Below are 15,077 nucleotides of genomic sequence, written 5' to 3'. Positions count from 1 at the left end.
GGCCGGCGGGCAACGCACGGCTGACCCCGGGATGCGCGGGGACCGGTGGAGGCCGACAGTGGAACCAGAGCCCTGCGCCGAACGAGGAGGAGCTCACGTGACGGATCGTACGAACGGAAACGAACCGGCGTTCCGTATCCCGCCCCAGTGAGCCGCGGCGCCCCGCCCGGCCCGGACAGCAGTCACCGTGAGTGCGCAACCGCACCCCCCGTCGGCGCACCCCGCTGCGCCGCACCCGGTGTCCGAGGCGGCCTTCCGGTCCCTCTACCGCCGGCTACGTGAGCAGGCGCTGGACGGCACGGATCACCGGCGCGGCGCGCTGGGCCACCTCACCCCCGAGCGGGTGGCGGCCGCCGCCACCGCGGTGCGGTCCGGACGCACGGTGTCGCTCGCCGCTCCCATCGAGACCGCACCGGGGCCCGACAACCCGCAGCCCGCCTCCCACCGGATGACCGCACCGGCGCCCGGTGAGACCGAAGCCCCGGGACTGCACTTCGCCCTCGACCGGTTCGCCATGAACGTGCACGGGGACGCCGACAGCCACCTCGACGCGCTGTGCCACGTGCTGTTCGACGGCGAGCTCTACGGCGGTGTCCCGGCGAGCAGCGTGACGCCGGACGGTGCCGGCGCGCTCACGCTGGACCTGGTGCGGGACGGCATCGTCGGCCGCGGCGTCCTCCTGGACATCCCGCGCCTGCGCGGCGTGCCGTGGCTCGACCCCGGTGACCACGTGACCGCCGACGACCTCGCGGCGGCCGAGAACGCCCAGGACGTCACGGTCGGGCCGGGCGACCTGCTGCTGGTACGCGTCGGGCACCGCCGTAGGCGCCGGAGCCTCGGCGCCTGGAACGCGGCGCAGGCGCGGGCGGGCCTCCACCCGGAAGCGATGCGCTTCCTGGCCGAGCGTCGGGTGGCCGTCCTGGGGTCGGACGGCAACAACGACACGGCCCCCAGCGTGGTGACCGAGGTCCCGTTTCCGGTGCATGTGCTGGCCATGCACGCCATGGGGCTGCACCTGATGGACTACCTGGACTTCGAGGAACTGGTACCGGTGTGCGAACAGCTGCGCCGCTGGCACTTCCTGTGCGTGGTCGCCCCCCTGCGGCTCCCGGCCGCCACCGGTTCGCCGGTGAACCCGATCGCCGTCCTGTGACCGTGCCGGGACGCGGGCCGTTCCAGGTGCCGCGGCGCTGCGGGGCGTATACGTTCGAAGAGGGGAGAAAGCGATGGGCAGGTCCCGGCAACGGCTGGGGACCGCAAGGCAAGGACGGTGGTCGCCGTGGGCGGCTCCTCCCACTACGACGTCATCATCATCGGCACCGGCGCCGGCGGTGGCACGCTCGCCCACCGGCTCGCCCCCTCGGACAAACGGGTGCTCCTCCTCGAACGCGGTGACTACCTGCGGCGCGAACGCGACAACTGGGACTCCACCGCCGTGTTCGTCAAGGGCAAGTACCGGGCTCCGGAGTTCTGGCTCGACCAACACGGCAACGAGTTCCCGCCCGAGGTCAACTACTACGTCGGCGGCAACACCAAGTTCTACGGCGCGGCCCTGTTCCGGCTGCGCCCCGAGGACTTCGGCGCCCTGCGCCACCACGACGGTGTCTCACCCGCCTGGCCGATCCGCTACGAGGACCTGGAGCCGTACTACACACAGGCGGAACACCTCTACCTGGTGCACGGCCGGCACGGTGAGGACCCCTGGGAAGGGCCGTGCAGCGGACAGTACGCCTACCCGCCGGTCGAACACGAGCCGCGCATCCAGCAGTTGAGCGACGACCTGGAGAAGCGGGGCCTGCATCCGTTCCACCTGCCCATCGGCGTCAACCTCACGCAGGACGCGAACGGGCAGGCAACCCCCTCCAGCGTCTGTATCCGCTGCAACCGGGTGGACGGCTTCCCGTGCCTGGTCCGCGGCAAGTCCGACGCCCAGGTGATCTGTGTGGAGCCGGCACTGCGGCACCCCAACGTCGAGATGGTCACCCATGCCCGGGTGACCAGACTGGAGACCGATCCAACGGGGTGCAGTGTCACGGCAGTTGTCGCCCAGCTCCCGGGCGAGGAGGAGGCCCGGTTCTCGGCCGACATCGTGGTCGTGGCCTGCGGGGCGGTCAACTCCGCCGCCCTGCTGCTCGCTTCGGCGAACGACCGTCACCCCCACGGGCTGGCGAACAGCTCGGACGTGGTCGGCCGGCACTACATGCGGCACAACAACCTTGCGCTGATGGCGATTTCGAAGGAGCCCAACGACACCCAGTTCCAGAAGACCCTCGCCCTGCACGACTGGTACCTGGGCGCGGACGACTGGGACTACCCCCTCGGCGGAATCCAGATGCTCGGCAAATCGGATGCCGAGCAGATCCACGGCGAGGCCCCGCGCTGGGCCGGAGCGGTGGCACCGGACATGCCCTTCGAAGTCCTCGCCCACCACGCCGTCGACTTCTGGCTGTGCGGAGAGGACCTGCCGCAGCCGGACAACCGGGTCACGCTGGACGGCGACGGCCGTATCCACCTCGCCCTCGACGAGAGCAACAACATCGCCGGCCTGACGCGCCTGCGGCACAAGCTCCAGCACATGCTCGGCCACCTCGGTATGCACGAGCACCGTCTGCTGTCCCACAGCATCTATCTGCACAAGGGCATGCCGATCGGCGCCACCGCCCACCAGGCGGGCACGGTGCGGTTCGGCCACGACCCGGCGTCCTCGGCCCTGGACCTCCACTGCAAGGCCCACGACCTGGACAACCTGTACGTCGTCGACACGAGCTTCTTCCCGAGCATCGGCGCGGTCAATCCGTCCTTGACGGCCATCGCCAACGCCCTGCGGGTGGGCGACCACCTCCTGGCGCGGCTGGGCTGACCGGCCCGCGGTGACGCACCTCCGACCGGGCGAAGATCGTCAGTCGGGCAGCGCAAAACCGGCCTTTCCCTCGCGTTGTTGCCCCGCCACGGTGATTGTGTGACGCCTGCACTCCGGGCCGCGGCCCGGCTGATCCGGATCGCGCAGTGGAGGACAGAGTCATCGTGAGTTCCCCCGAGGGCCCGCCTCAGGACGTGATCCCCGCACACCTGCTGAAGGGCCAGAAGGCGCTGGTCACCGGCGCGAATTCCGGCATCGGCAGGGCGACGGCCGTCGCCCTGGGCCGGGCCGGAGCCGATGTGGCCGTGAACTATGTGGCCGGCCGTGAGGAAGCCGAGAAGGTGGTCGAGGAGATCGCCTCCTTCGGGGTGCGGGCCGCTGCCTACGAGGCGGACGTGTCCGACGAGGGCCAGGTCGTCGCCATGATGGCGCGGATGGTCGAGGAATTCGGCACGATCGACATCCTCGTGGCCAACGCCGGATTGCAGCGTGACGCACCGTTCACCGAGATGACCCTCGCCCAGTGGCAGAAGGTCCTGGACGTCAACCTCACCGGGCAGTTCCTGTGCGCCCGCGAGGCGGCCAAGGAGTTCGTACGCCGCGGAGTGGTCCCCGAGGTGTCGCGCGCGGCCGGGAAGATCATCTGTATGAGCTCGGTGCACCAGATCATCCCGTGGGCGGGGCACGTCAACTACGCAGCGTCCAAGGGCGGCGTACAGATGATGATGGCGACGCTGGCCCAGGAACTCGCCCCGAAGAAGATCCGGGTGAACGCGATCGCCCCCGGCGCCATCAAGACCCCCATCAACCGCGACGCCTGGGAGACGCCGGAGGCCCAGCAGGACCTTCTGCGGCTGATCCCCTACGACCGCATCGGCGCCCCCGAGGACATCGCCCACGCGGCCGTTGGCCTCGCCTCCGACCTCCTGGACTACGTCGTGGGCACCACCCTCTACGTGGACGGCGGGATGACTCTCTTCCCCGGCTTCGCCACCGGCGGCTGACCGGCCTCACTCACGTCGGCCCCCGGGGAGACGCAGATGCACACCACGGTTTCGTTGCTGGCGGACGCGCCGGCGCAGATGCTCCCGGCCAGATCGCTGATGGCCTTCACCCTCGCCTCCCACATCCTTCTGGTGCCCCTGGGCGTGGCGCTGCCCCTGATCACGCTCCTCATGCACGCCTACGGTCTGCGGCGGGACGACCGGACCGCCCTGCTGCTGGCGCGGCGGTGGTCGGCGGTCATGGCGGTCCAGTTCGCGATCGGGGTCGTCACCGGCACCGTGCTGTCCTTCGAATTCGGGCTGCTGTGGCCGAACATGATGGGCAGATGGGGCGATGTCTTCGGCATCGGGTTCGGCGTCGAGGCATGGGCCTTCTTCCTCGAAGCCGTCCTGATCGCCATCTACTTGTACGGCTGGCGGAGACTTCCCTCCCGGACCCACTTCCTGCTCGGACTGCCGCTGCCCGCCGTCGCCCTGCTCGGCGCCTTCGGGATCCTGGCCGCCAACTCCTGGATGAACACCCCGCGCGGCTTCACCCTCGACGCCGCGGGCAACCCCGTCGACGTGAAGATCTGGAAGGCGATCTTCACGCCCATGTTCGGCCCGCAGTACTGGCATTTCGTCGTGGCGATGCTGGTGACGGCGGGCTACGTCGTGGCCGGCGTCTACGCCGTCGGCTGGTTGCGCGGTCGCCGGGACCGTTACCACCGGCTCGGGTTCACGATCCCCTTCACGCTCGCCGCGGTGTTCACACCGGTGCAGTTCGTGCTGGGCGACTCCATCGCCCGGCAGGTCTTCCACAAGCAGCCGGTGAAGTTCGCCGCGATGGAGATCGTCTGGAAGACCGACACCCATGTGCCGGAGTACCTGTTCGGCCGGCTGCACCCGGACGGGAGCATCTCCGGCGGTATCCGGATCCCGCAGCTCGACTCCATCCTTGCCGGCTTCCGCCCGGACACCCGGGTGACCGGGCTGACGTCCGTCCCGGCGAGCGACCGGCCGACGGCCACTCAGGCCACCCTCGCCCACTGGACCTTCGACATCATGGTGGGAATCGGCTCCGCGCTGGCGCTGCTCGCCCTTTGGTACGCCCTGATCTGGCTGCGCCGCCGCAGGCTGCCCGCCTCACCGTGGTTCTACCGGTGCGCCGCCGTGGCCGGCGTCGCCTCCGTCGTCGCCGTCGAATGCGGCTGGATCACCACCGAAGTGGGCCGCCAGCCGTGGATCGTCTACCAGAACATGCGGGTTGCGGAAGCGGTGACGTCAACGCGCTCAACCGGCCTGTGGATCATGTTCGGCCTGGTCATCGTGGTGTACGCGGTCGTCTTCGCCTCGTTCCTCGCGGTGCTGCTGAAGATGGGCGCCCGCTGGCGGCTCGCCGACGGGACGGGCGGGAGGGGGAGACCGGCGGAACCGGAGGCGGACAATCCGTACGGGCCCCGCTCCACGGTTCCGGCCGGAGCCACGCCTCGGTCCGGTGGCGACGGAACCGCCTCGTCCACCGGGGGACGACCGTGATCGCCGGTGTCATCGCCGTCGTGCTGCTGCTCGCGGTAGCCGCCTATGCCTGCGCCGGCGGCACCGACTACGGAGCCGGCTTCTGGGACCTGACCGCAGGCGGAGCGGAACGCGGCAAGCGCCCCCGCTGGCTGATCGACCACGCGATGGCTCCCGTATGGGAGGTCAACAACGTCTGGCTGATCTTCGTGCTGGTCATCATGTGGACGGGTTTCCCCGTCTTCTTCCAGCGGACGTTCACGGCCATGTGGCTGCCCCTGGCACTGGCCGCCGTCGGCATCGTCCTGCGCGGCGCCGGCTTCGCCCTGCGCAAGCCCGTCAGACGGCTGGCCGGACGGCGCCTGTACGGAGCGATGTTCGCCCTCTCCTCGCTCCTGACGCCGTTCTTCCTCGGCGCCGCGGCCGGCGGAGTGGCCTCGGGCCGCGTCACGCCGGGGACGACGGCATCGATGGATGCCTGGTCCCATCCCACCTCGGTCCTCTTCGGCCTGCTCGCCATCGCGACCACGGCTCTGCTCGGCGCGGTCTTCCTGGCAGCGGACGCCCGCCGCTTCGCCGCGCCGGATCTCGACGCCTACTTCCGGCGGAGGGCACTGGGCGCCCTGGCCGTCGTCGCCTCTCTCGCCGTGATCACACTGTTCGTCACCCGCGGGGACGCGCCTCATGTATGGCACGGGCTCACACACGGCGTGGGGCTCGGCTTCGTCATCGCGTCGGCACTGGGCACGCTCGCCACTGCCTGGCTGCTGATCCGCTCCTCAGGGGCCTGGTCCCGGGTGAGCGCGGTCGGCGTGGTCGCGTCGGCCGTCCTCGCCTGGGGGATGGCACAGCGCCCGTACCTCATCCCGGGCTCACTGACCGTCGCCGAGGGCGCAGGCGCGCACACCACGCTCCGCTGGCTGGGGTGGGTCACCCTCGTGGCATTCGTGCTGATCGTCCCCGCGGTCGCACTGCTCTACTGGCTGGACACCCATGGCGAGTTGGAGGGCCTCACCGACGCCGACCTGCGGCGCACCGGTGCCGGTGACGAAGGCTGACCTCGTGGCGGGTGCAGACCGCGGACGGCACGGTGCACGCCGAAGGGTGAGAGCGCGGTGACCGAGGACCAGATCCTGCTGGGCCTCGGCCTGACCGTGGCCCTCGCCGTCGGCTCCCAGATCCTCGCGAGCCGGCTGCGGATCCCGGCCCTGGTCGTGCTGCTGCCGGCCGGGTTCGCCGCCGGAGCGGTCACCGAGGCCGTCCGTCCCGACAAGCTCGTCGGGCCGGCCTTCTCGCCCCTGGTGTCGCTGTCGGTGGCGCTCATCCTGTACGACACCGGCCTGGGGCTCGACCTGCGCCACCTCAAAGGCGCGACGCGGAGCGTCGTCGTACGGCTCATCGTGCTGGGCGTGCTGCTCACCGCGGGAACCGTCATGGGCCTGGGGCCGAAGCTGTTCGGCGTTCCGTTCGCCGTCGCCGGCATGATCGGCGTGATCCTCGTGGTGTCCGGGCCGACCGTCGTCGGTCCGCTGCTCGACCACGTCAGGCCGTCGGACAAGGTGCGGCGGGTCCTGCTGTGGGAAGGGTCCCTGATGGATCCGGTCGGCGGCATCCTCGGCGCCGTCGTCTTCCACTCCATCGTCTCCGGCGGCTTCCGGACCGGCCACGGCTTCCGGTCCGCTTCCTTCTTCACCGGTCTCGCGGTAGGGCTCGTGGGCGGAGCGGTCGGCGCCGCACTGCTGTGGTTCACCCTCCGGCTGCTCAGGCTCGGCGAGACGCTCGGCACGCTCGCCCAACTGGCCACCGTCGTCGTGGTGGCCGCGGGCTGCGACATGGTTTTCGACGACACCGGGCTCATCGCCGCGATCGTCACCGGGCTGACCGTCGCGAACCTGCCCGGCTTCGACATGCCCGCACGCCGGCCGTTCTTCGAGACGCTCGTGCAACTGATCATCAGCGTGCTGTTCATCTCCATCTCGGCGACGGTGACACCGAAGTCCGTCGTCCCTGTGCTGCTGCCCACCCTCGCGCTCGTCGCCGTGCTCGTCCTGGTGGTCAGACCCCTGGTTGCCCTGCTGGCCACCGCCGGGACGGAACTCGCCGGCCGGGAACGCGCCTTCATCGGCTGGATGGCCCCGCGCGGCATCGTCGCCGCGTCCACCGCCACGACCTTCTCCGCTTCGCTCACCACCGCGGGCCTGCGCGGCGCCGGCAAGATCCTTCCCATCACCTTCCTGGTGATCGTCGGAACGGTCGTGGTCTACGCACTGACGGCGCGGCCGGTGGCCGCCAGGCTGGGCGTCGCACGCCCCACGCGGGCCCGCCCGCTCCTGGTGGGCGGGGACCCCTGGGTCATCGATCTCGCCCGGTCGCTGCGCACCGCCGGACTCGATGTGCTGATGTGGGCGGGACTCGCACAGGAGCGGAACCGGATCACGGAAGCGGGGATCGAGCTGGCCGCCGGAGAGCTCATGGCCGTGGCCACCGATCCCAAAGCCCGGCTGGAAGAGGTCACGTCGCTCTTCCTACTGACCGACAACGACGACTTCAACGCACTCGCCTCGATCGTCATGCGGGACAGCATCGACGGCCCCGTCCACCGCATCGGCCCGCCGCCCGGAGGCCAGGGCGTCGTTGCCCCCTACACCGCCGGTGACACCCTCTTCGGCCCGGCCCTCCTCCGCCACGACCTGATGGCCCGTCATGAGCAGGGCGCCCGCTTCCGCGTACAGCCCGCGTCGGTCCCGAGCCCGCCAGGACACCAGACCCTGTTCGTCGTCCGGCGTGACGGCCGGCTGGAACCGGTCACCGAAACCCTGCCGGGCCCCGCGGCGGAAGGCGACACGCTCGTCCTTCTCGGACCCGCGCCGACGACGGGCGCGGGTCCGGCCACCTGAGCCGATTCCGGCTACCGCCGGTCGAGCGTCGCGTTCAGGGTGATGGCCGCGTCGATGAGGGCGAGATGGGTGAAGGCCTGGGGAAAGTTACCCAATTGACGACCCGTCAGGTCGATCTCCTCGGAGTACAGCCCCAGATGGTTGGCGTACCCCATCATCTTCTCGAACACCAGCCTCGCCTTCTCAGGTTGCCCCGCGCGTGCCAGGGCATCGACGTACATGAACGTGCACAGCGAGAAGGTCCCTTCGGAGCCGCGCAGCCCGTCGGGCGAGGCCTCCGGGTTGTAGCGGTAGACCAGGCTGTCGCTGACCAGCTCCTGCTCCATCGCGTCGAGGGTGGAGTCCCACATGGGGTCGTCGGGCGTGATGAACCCCACCGTCGACATCCGCAGCAGCGAGGAGTCGAGTACGTCACTGCCGTAGTGCTGGACGAAGGCCTGACGCCCCTCGCTCCAGCCCTTTGCCATGACCTGCTCGTAGATCTCGTCCCGTGCGCCGTGCCAGCGTATGGCCGCGGCCGGCCGGCCGTTCGACTCGGCCAGCCGCAGAGCGCGGTCGAACGCCACCCACGACATCACGCGGCCGTACGTGAAGTTCTTACGGCCGCCGCGGGTCTCCCACAGGCCCTCTCCCGCCTGGTCCCAGTGGTCGACCAGCCAGTCGAGGTTCGTCAGCAGCGAGGTCCATCCCCGGTGCCCCAGCTGGATTCCGTGCCGATGCGCGAAGTAGATGCTGTCCAGCGCCTCGCCGTAGATGTCCATCTGAATCTGCGTGGCGGCACCGTTGCCGATCCGCACCGGGGCCGAACGCGCATAGCCTTCCCAGTGGTCGAGGATCTGCTCGTCCAGGTCGGAGGAGCCGTCGACCTTGTACATGATGTTGAGGGGGCCGGATTCCTCGTCGCTGCCGGCCCGCTCCTTGACCCGGTCGGTGAGCCACCCGATGAACGCCTTGGCCTCCTCGGTGAAGCCCAGTCCCAGCAGGGCGTACACCGAGAAGGAGGCGTCACGGATCCAGGTGAACCGGTAGTCCCAGTTGCGCTCGCCGCCCAACTGCTCCGGGAGCGCCGCCGTCGGGGCGGCCACCAGGGCACCGCTGGGGGCGTACGTCATGAGCTTCAGCGTCACCGCGGAGCGCTCCACCGCCTCCCGCCAGCGCCCCGAGTAGCGTGACTGGCCCAGCCAGGAGCGCCAGTACACGACGGTGTCGTCGAAGAGCTGCTGGTATTCCGCGAGGCGGATCTCCCTGGGCGGCCCGTCGGCGGCCGACGCCAGGACCAGCCCGCGCTGCTGGCCCGCCTCCAGGGTCAGCGAGAAGTGCAGGTCGTCGTGCCGGTCCGCCAGAACGTCCACCAGCCGCTCGTCCTCCGGTTCGCGGATGGGGTGCACGGTGAGCTCCACGCCGTCGTCCGAGACGAATACCGCACCGTGCTCGGTGACATGCAACTGGTGGGCCTTGCGTCCGTAGTCGAACCGCGGGGCGATTTCGATCTCGAAGGTCATGCTGCCGCGCACGCAGCGGACCATGCGGACCAACCGGTGGCTGGAGGTGACCGTGGTCCCGGTCACGGGCATGAAGTCGACCACCTCACCGGCGCCTGCCTCGGTCATGAACCGGGTGACCAGAATCGCCGTGTCGGGAAGGTACAACTGCTTGGTCGCGTGCGTGGTGTGCAGGGGCCGGACCGTGCAGTGCCCGCCCTTGTCCTTGTCCAGCAGCGCCCCGAACACGCTGGGTGAGTCGAACCGCGGGAGGCAGAACCAGTCGACCGTCCCATCCGTGGTCACCAGTGCCGCAGTCTGTAGATCGCCCAGCAGGCCGTGGTTCTCGATCAGCGGATAGTCGTCCATAGGGGCGCCCCCTTCGGCGTGCACCTCACCCGAATGCGGCCCCCCGATCAGCGTAAGCCGGGGGGCTCGCTCCGGCGCGCCGAGCTCGGCCCTGTCTCCCCGAGGCGCGTACGAGACGCGCAGGTCGCGGGCGTGCCCGGCCCCCGGCTGGTCGTGAGCAGGAGCAGGAGCAGCGAGCCCCACGCCTGATGCCAGTCGGCGAAGACAAGCGAGACGGCGATGTCCGAGGAGGACGCGATCGTCAGGGCGACCCGCTACCGCTCAGGCCCCGCCATTGCGCGCAGAGCGGCCGCCACGACCTGTGCCGTGCTGCCGGAGGCGTCGAGGGTGACGCCCGGTTCGTCGGCCTGAAGCGGCTCCAAGATGTCGTACTGGGAGTCGAGCAGCTCCGGCGGCATGAAGTGCCCCTTCCGGCGCGCGATCCGCTCCGCGGCCAGCTCACGATCGAGAGCCAGATGGACGAACCACACCTCCGCCCCCGAACGCCGGAACTGGTCCCGGAACTCGCGCTTCAGCGCCGAACACGCCACCACACCCCCGTGTCCACCGGCCGCAGTCGTGCGGATCCACTCCGTAAGAGCCGCCAGCCAGGACTGACGATCGGCGTCGTCGAGAGGGTGTCCGGACGCCATCTTGGCGCGGCTGGACGCCGGGTGCAGATCATCGCCGTCGAGGAACGGCACGCCGAGCTGCTGCGCGAGCCGCGCTCCGACGGCGGATTTTCCGGACGCCGATACGCCCATCACGATCACCACCCGCGCTCCGCCGACCACGCCGGTCAACGAGCCTCCCTGAGGCGGCGGTGGAACACTGACACATCTCCACTATCACCCGCCATCCCATACCCCGCCGCATATCGCGCCGCGTATACGAACCGTCCACCGCCAGGCACCCACCGGTCTCCACGACCCGGCCGCGACCGGCCGGCAGGCCCCGCGATGCGCAAGGCACCGCCGGCGTTCAGGCTCGCGGGGCGGAGGGGAGGAGCCTCTCGGAGTACTGATCGATGAGGCGTTCCACCGCCAACGTCGTCCGGTGGGAGCGTGCTTGGTCGAGAGTGAGCCAGACGGGCGCCTCACCTTCCTCATTCACGGTCAGCTCCCCAAGGGCTCCTGCTTCCCGGCGCTCATCGACCTCCAGCAGATACGCGTGCCAACGGTGCGCGTCCGAGCCCCTTCTGCACACATCCCCCTTGAAGTACTCGTCCGCAACGAGCCGGAGATCCCCGTTCGCGCTGCGGATTCCTACTTCCTCCCACAGCTCCCGCGCGGCCGCGCACTTGGGTTCCTCTCCGCGTTCGACGTGGCCTGCGGGTACGGTCAGAGCGTAAGGAAAGGCGATTCGCTGGAAGAAGAGAAACCTCGCTCGCCGGTCGCGTACGAATACACCCGCACTCTCATGCCAGTACTCGCCGTCTGCATCGGTCCACCAGCAGATGCGGGGGTCGACGATGACGGCTCTTTCCGCCTCGCGGCCGCACGTACCGCAGATGCAGCGTTTTCTTCCGTCCACGACGCTCCATTTGACCGTCTCCGCGTGGCAGTACAGGCAGTACTCGCCATAGGAGTTGTCCCGCAACAGAAGGGAATCGATTTTCATCCTGCCCTTTCCCAGGTGAAGGAATGCCGTCCGCCGGCAAAGCAGTCCAAAACGCCGCACTTTCATGGCTCGGTCAGGATCTCGTGTGGTTGGGCCCGCTGACGTCCGCCGCCTTCCCCAACGTTTCCGATCCCTCCCTCATATCCACACCATCCGGTGCGTCAGGCGACGCGGACACCCCGGCTGCCGAACCGGTCGCGTACGCGCACGAACTCGTCAGCAGCAGGACCGCGCCCACTCCACCGAAGACCAGGGTCGCCGCGGCGACGGCGCCCCACCCCGCCGCAGCGATGACCAGTCCGAAGACCGGTGGCCCCATCAGAATCCCCACACTCCCGAGCTGGTTGAGGATGCCATTGGCGACATCGACCTGCTCAGGACGGTTCACCGAGCCGGGGACGGCAGCGAAGACAGCGGAGATGAGCAGGCCGTCGACGACAAGAACAAGCGTGGCCGCTCCGCCGCTGACCGCGAGTGGGAATTCGGCCGAGAAGGCGGGGAGGCAGGCCACCGGCATCAATGCGCCCAGCGGGACCAGTGAGGAGAGGGCCAGACCGCGCCGCAGCAGCCAACTGGCGGCGAGCCCTCCGGCCGCGCTGCCCAGGCAGACGACCGCCACCACGGTACCGGCCACCGCCGGCGAAGCCTGCCGGTACTCGGTGAGGAAAGGCGGAAGCACCATCACCACGGCAACGCCGACCAGCGACAGACTTCCGTACGCCACCCCGAGCCTCAACGCCCCGCTCCAAGTACCGGCCTCGCGGTGAGTGCACGGAACCGCCGCCCTCGGCAGCGGAGGCAGGACGGCCGTGAGTACTCCGGCCATGATCAGCGGACCAAGCGCTGTGAGGACCAGCCATTGGTTCCACGTCCACCAAGACGCCAGCGCTCCGCCCGCGGCCGAGGCGATGGCGAGCCCCGTAGGGACGCATGTGCCCCACAACGCGAGCGCTGCCGATCGCATGCTGCCCTGAGTGATGCGGGTGAGAACGACCGGACCCGCCACGAACACAAGCAGGTAGCCGACTCCTTCAGCGATACGTGACCCCAGCAGCAGTCCCCATGATCCGGCGGTCGCGCTGCCGGCGCCTGCCACCGCCATCACGAAGAGGCCCCAGGACAGGGCCCGCTGGGCGCCGAAGCGGCGAACCCACCATCCCGCCGGGATGCCGAGGACGGCGCTCACAGCCGTGATGCTCGATGTGGCCCATGCGAGCGCACCGGATGACAGGCCCAGTGCCGAACGCAGGGCGGAACCCGCCGGTGAGACGGCACCCAGGCCGACGGCCGCCAGCACACCGGCGAGCCATGTCGCCAGAACGTACTTCCAGGTCGACGTCGACACGCGGTGGTGCCGGCCTCTCTTCCTGTCGCGCACGGGTTCTCCTAGTGCTGGCCGTGCGCGTTGTCCTGCGCCGTCGGCCGTCGAGGGACGGGGTGACCGGGGGCCGCGTGGCGGGAGGGTCGATCAGTGAACACCTCCCGCCACGCGAGTCCGGATCAGTCCTCCAGGCCGAACTTGCCCAGCAACTCCTGATGACCTGCCACATACGAGGTGTCGGTCATCGCGGTCTGGTCGGAAGGGCCACGGCTGCACATGCAGAGGTGGCGGCTACGGGAGGTGACTCGCACGGCTTTTGCGCCGCCGGAGGACATGATCTCTTCAGCGATGTCCTTGACGAGGTACTCCTGGATCTGGAAGCGCCGGCTGAACGCCTGTACCAGACGAGGGAATTTCCCGAGCCCGAGGATGCGGTCACCCGGCACGTAGGAGATGTTGACTTTCCCGAAGAACGGCAGGAAGTGGTGGGCGCAGATCGAGAAGAAGTTGTTCTCGTGGACACGCACCACGCCGGTGTGCTCGCCGTTCACCAAGCATGTGGTCTTGAGGATCTTCGAGGTGTCGATCTCATAACCGCTCAGCAGCTCGCGATAGGCCCGGACGATGCGGTCTTCGCACTCCGGGCCGCTGAACCACTCGAGTGCTCTCGTGTCGGTGGTTACATTAGTTTTGAGCCATTCGTCAATGGTCACCTGCGGCCTCCATTCCTACTCACACCAAGGGATCCGAATCCCGGTGGAGGCCTTTCACTATCCACCCGCTCGCGTTCATTGAGAATATTCCTCCATTGGCTGACGCCCGATCAGACCAATGTACAGATGATGCGCTGATCCCTAAGTATGCAAATCTGCACGGGAATTAACGTTTCTCTGATGTTTCAACCGAGCGGACGACGGGAACGCGGCGCCCGAACGGGCGGAGAAAAAAGTACCTTCTGAGCGCCGGAGCGCAACCGCTCACTCTTCACCTCGTGCCGGTCGGGCACCGATGCGCCCGACCGGGCCCGACGCGCGGCGGTCGTACCCGACGGACACGATGAGCTCTCAGCAATGCCAAAAACCACTGCGAATTCTGCACTTGGGCTGCTGTGACTGCCGTCAGCAGAGCGTTGGTCCGTGAATGGTCAGTGAATTGCGGGATCTTGGTGTCAGCGACCTGAATGCGGGGGTAGGGCTGTCGGCACCGCCCAGGAGGAGGGCGACCGTCACCAGGCCGTCAACGCGTGATCAGGAGCAGCGGGGCGTGGTGGTCCACGTGCATGGCAGGGCGGACCGGTCAGGTACTGGGCGGTGCGGTACCCCTTCGGCTTCCACTGGCACTGCGATTTGCAGTCAGTTAGCAGATGGCGCGCTGACCGGCGTTTTTGCAGGTAGCGAAGGGGAGTATGCGGATTCGCCAATGTGCAGGTGTGCTCACGTGTGGGCGGCTTCGGCAGTCTTCATGCTGACCTCTTGCTGACTTTCCTGACGGTTCGTCAGTGGATCTTGTTTGTAGTGGCGGTGCCGTTGCCGGAGGGGCTCTGGTCGGCGCTGGTTGCCCTGTTGTGGGGGAGCGGCGGGTATTCGGTGTCGAGGTGATGGCAGGCCACCGATATTCCGTCGATGAGGCGGTGCCCTGGCCTGCGGGGGGCGGGTGGGTATCAGGTTGCGGGGGTGTGGTCCAGGGCTTGCCTGGCCCGTGCGAGCGATCCGGGCATCACGTGTCGGTAGGTGCGGTAGGTCGTCTCGATCTTGCGGTGACCCAGCCATTCGGAGACGTCGGTGATGGGGATGCCGTGTTCCAGGCAGACGGAGGCGAACAGGTCGCGGTAGCCGGAGAGGGTCATGCCGTCCGGCGGAGGCAGCACGGTGTGCAGTTTGGCTGCTCGCGTGCTCTCTATCCGGTAGGTGAAATAGCCGTTCGATCCGCGCAGCAGGTAGCCCTCGTCCGTCGCGCCGTGTCGCTGTTCAAAGCGTTCGATGGCTTCCTTTACGGATCGCGGCAGGGGGACGTCGCGGAATTCTCCTGGCCGGCGGTGTTTCAGGGGTG

At 68.8% G+C, this 15,077-nt stretch carries 11 protein-coding genes and 1 pseudogene; 6 read left to right on the top strand and 6 right to left on the bottom strand.

What is annotated here, in order from left to right; all coding sequences use genetic code 11:
- The first annotated feature begins 238 nt into the window (after positions 1-238).
- From ACZ55A_RS05810 to ACZ55A_RS05785, 6 genes are all read left to right on the top strand, one after another.
- On the top strand, positions 239-1,153 hold the full coding sequence (locus ACZ55A_RS05810) for a cyclase family protein (RefSeq protein WP_468836562.1): 915 nt from the start codon (positions 239-241) through the stop codon (positions 1,151-1,153).
- 117 nt (positions 1,154-1,270) lie between these two features.
- Positions 1,271-2,860: a GMC oxidoreductase gene (locus tag ACZ55A_RS05805; RefSeq protein WP_468834769.1), complete on the top strand. Its 1,590-nt coding sequence runs from the start codon at positions 1,271-1,273 to the stop codon at positions 2,858-2,860.
- Between the two features lie 164 nt (positions 2,861-3,024).
- The gene (locus ACZ55A_RS05800) at positions 3,025-3,864 is read left to right on the top strand and encodes an SDR family oxidoreductase (RefSeq protein WP_468834766.1); all 840 of its coding nucleotides are present in this window, start codon (positions 3,025-3,027) and stop codon (positions 3,862-3,864) included.
- 36 nt (positions 3,865-3,900) lie between these two features.
- Positions 3,901-5,382 (top strand): cytochrome ubiquinol oxidase subunit I, encoded by a 1,482-nt coding sequence (locus ACZ55A_RS05795; RefSeq protein ID WP_468834761.1) that lies wholly within the window; start codon positions 3,901-3,903, stop codon positions 5,380-5,382.
- Positions 5,379-6,419, top strand: coding sequence for a cytochrome d ubiquinol oxidase subunit II (locus tag ACZ55A_RS05790; RefSeq protein ID WP_468834758.1), 1,041 nt, complete (start codon positions 5,379-5,381; stop codon positions 6,417-6,419). The genes ACZ55A_RS05795 and ACZ55A_RS05790 overlap by 4 nt, the downstream gene beginning before the upstream one ends.
- 57 nt (positions 6,420-6,476) lie before the next feature.
- The gene (locus tag ACZ55A_RS05785) at positions 6,477-8,258 is read left to right on the top strand and encodes a cation:proton antiporter (protein ID WP_468834756.1); all 1,782 of its coding nucleotides are present in this window, start codon (positions 6,477-6,479) and stop codon (positions 8,256-8,258) included.
- An 11-nt stretch (positions 8,259-8,269) separates the two neighbouring features.
- On the opposite strand, the gene ACZ55A_RS05780 is transcribed toward ACZ55A_RS05785, so the two are convergent.
- From ACZ55A_RS05780 to ACZ55A_RS05755, 6 genes and pseudogenes are all read right to left on the bottom strand, one after another.
- Entirely contained in the window at positions 8,270-10,108 is a 1,839-nt protein-coding gene (locus tag ACZ55A_RS05780) for a glycoside hydrolase family 15 protein (RefSeq protein ID WP_468834753.1), read from the bottom strand.
- 254 nt (positions 10,109-10,362) lie between these two features.
- Positions 10,363-10,851, bottom strand: a complete 489-nt coding sequence (locus ACZ55A_RS05775; RefSeq protein WP_468836560.1) for a gluconokinase — start codon at positions 10,849-10,851, stop codon at positions 10,363-10,365.
- A 217-nt stretch (positions 10,852-11,068) separates the two neighbouring features.
- Positions 11,069-11,707, bottom strand: coding sequence for an NUDIX hydrolase (locus ACZ55A_RS05770; RefSeq protein WP_468834749.1), 639 nt, complete (start codon positions 11,705-11,707; stop codon positions 11,069-11,071).
- Positions 11,708-11,780: 73 nt separating this feature from the next.
- Positions 11,781-13,085: an MFS transporter gene (locus tag ACZ55A_RS05765; RefSeq protein ID WP_468834746.1), complete on the bottom strand. Its 1,305-nt coding sequence runs from the start codon at positions 13,083-13,085 to the stop codon at positions 11,781-11,783.
- 122 nt (positions 13,086-13,207) lie between these two features.
- Complete coding sequence (gene folE, locus ACZ55A_RS05760; protein ID WP_468834743.1) at positions 13,208-13,741, bottom strand: GTP cyclohydrolase I; 534 nt, start codon at positions 13,739-13,741, stop codon at positions 13,208-13,210.
- A gap of 947 nt (positions 13,742-14,688) precedes the next feature.
- Positions 14,689-15,077, bottom strand: a pseudogene (locus ACZ55A_RS05755) (tyrosine-type recombinase/integrase); the annotation flags it as partial.

It is taken from the genome of Streptomyces sp. NPDC034111, from assembly GCF_055575375.1.
Note: the sequence above shows the minus strand (reverse complement) of the source record. Positions and strands in the feature narration are given on the sequence as shown.

Excerpts from the sequence above, each read along its gene's own strand:
- ACZ55A_RS05775 (WP_468836560.1), bottom strand. The coding sequence starts at position 10,851 with ATGGGCGTATCGGCGTCCGGAAAATCCGCCGTCGGAGCGCGGCTCGCG.
- ACZ55A_RS05780 (WP_468834753.1), bottom strand. The coding sequence starts at position 10,108 with ATGGACGACTATCCGCTGATCGAGAACCACGGCCTGCTGGGCGATCTA.
- ACZ55A_RS05770 (WP_468834749.1), bottom strand. The coding sequence starts at position 11,707 with ATGAAAATCGATTCCCTTCTGTTGCGGGACAACTCCTATGGCGAGTAC.
- ACZ55A_RS05795 (WP_468834761.1), top strand. The coding sequence starts at position 3,901 with ATGCACACCACGGTTTCGTTGCTGGCGGACGCGCCGGCGCAGATGCTC.